The following is a 1,149-nucleotide window of genomic DNA, read 5'->3' as shown; positions in this document are numbered from 1 at the left end:
GTGCTGATGGGGTACTTCAACCCGATCCACATGTACGGCGTACCGCGCTTCATTGCCGAAGCCAAAGAGGCCGGCGTTGACGGCCTGATCGTGGTCGACCTGCCGCCGGAGCATAACGGCGAACTGTGCGACCCGGCGCAGGCCGCGGGCCTGGATTTTATCCGCCTGACCACGCCAACTACCGACGATGTGCGCCTGCCGACCGTTCTCAACGGCAGCTCCGGTTTCGTCTACTACGTCTCTGTGGCTGGCGTGACTGGTGCCGGGGCCGCCACGCTCGAACACGTCGAGGAAGCGGTCGCCCGTCTGCGCCGCCATACCGACCTGCCGATCAGCATCGGTTTCGGTATCCGTACCCCAGAGCAGGCGGCGTCCATCGCTCGCTTGGCTGACGGTGTGGTGGTGGGGTCGGCATTGATCGACCAGATCGCCAATGCGGCAACCGCAGAACAGGCCGTCGACGGTGTATTGAGCCTGTGCTCGGCGTTGGCGGACGGCGTGCGTAAAGCCCGCGTCAGCTAAGGGTAAAGTTCCTGATACAGAGGAATTAGAGCCTCGCGGCACCGACAAAACAGCAAAAAGGGCTTCAGGACTGTGTTCTGAAGCCCTTTTTGCTGTGTGTGGCTGAACGATGTAAACCTTGTGGGAGCAAGCTCGCTCCCACAAGGTTGCGCTATCAAGGCAATTCTATCCCGCCTGACGCCTTGTGCAGTTTGCGCAAGTGCTCGCCAATCTGTTTCACGTTGGCCTCATTGGCAGCCATTTCGGCGGCACGGCCCGGTTCAAGCAACGCTCTCACTTCCTTGTCCAGATCCCCGGACAGTGCCAGGAGCTGCTTCTGGCGCTGGCTGCTTTCCGATTCCAGATGCTCCCACTCGCTCGGTTGCGGCAAGCCATAACCGTTGGTGCCCAGCAGCTCCGCCGGCCGGCTGAGGAAGCCACTGTTGGCGAGAATGTCCTTGAGCGTCTCGTTGGCCTTGTCCATGCCGCCATTCTTCAGTTCTCGGGCGCCCAGATAACGCTGTTTCACTTCATCCTGGGCCAACAGCAGTTGCCGACGAAAACTCGCTTGCTCCAGCAGAAGCAACGCCGCACTGGTGCGCAAATCAGCCTGCTCGAACCATTGCCGACGCTCCGCGGCTTTCAAGT

The 1,149-nt window shown here is 60.8% G+C and carries 1 protein-coding gene and 1 pseudogene; one reads left to right on the top strand and one right to left on the bottom strand.

What is annotated here, in order from left to right; translation table 11 throughout:
- Positions 1-522 (top strand): tryptophan synthase subunit alpha (trpA, locus tag ACXRVY_RS30565; RefSeq protein WP_458239148.1); only part of this gene is annotated, 522 nt, incomplete at its 5' end.
- 154 nt (positions 523-676) lie between these two features.
- Here trpA and ACXRVY_RS30560 read toward each other — a convergent pair.
- Positions 677-1,149, bottom strand: a pseudogene (locus ACXRVY_RS30560) (DUF4105 domain-containing protein); the annotation flags it as partial.

Source organism: Pseudomonas sp. P5_A2_2 (assembly GCF_054177685.1).
The sequence above is the reverse complement of the archived record's forward strand: the minus strand, read 5'-3'. Positions and strand labels throughout refer to the sequence as shown.